The sequence below is a fragment of the Escherichia sp. AM3 genome, from assembly GCF_032029835.1.
GTDB lineage: Bacteria > Pseudomonadota > Gammaproteobacteria > Enterobacterales > Enterobacteriaceae > Escherichia > Escherichia coli.
In genome coordinates, this window is sequence record NZ_JAVUPQ010000851.1 from 1 (window position 1) to 291 (window position 291).

1 protein-coding gene is annotated in these 291 nt (G+C 54.0%); it reads left to right on the top strand.

Features of this window, described 5'->3' with window-relative positions:
* Nucleotides 1-35 precede the first annotated feature (35 nt).
* Nucleotides 36-291, top strand: a 256-nt coding sequence (locus RTW80_RS28685) for a secondary thiamine-phosphate synthase enzyme YjbQ (protein ID WP_312721493.1), incomplete at its 3' end; no start/stop codon positions are given.

Consider the following 291-nt stretch of genomic DNA (forward strand, 5'->3'; position numbering starts at 1 on the left):
CTTAGAAAGATTCACCTTTCATAATGGAGCAGCACATGTGGTACCAACAGACCCTGACCTTAAGCGCTAAACCACGCGGATTTCACCTTGTGACGGACGAAGTCATCGGGCAAATCCGCGACCTGTCGCGCGTCAAAACGGGTTTACTGCATCTGCTGCTTCAGCACACGTCCGCCTCTCTCACGCTCAATGAAAATTGCGATCCCACCGTCCGGTCCGACATGGAGCACCATTTTCTGAAGAGCGTCCCGGATAACTCCCCGTATGAGCATGATTACGAGGGGGCGGACG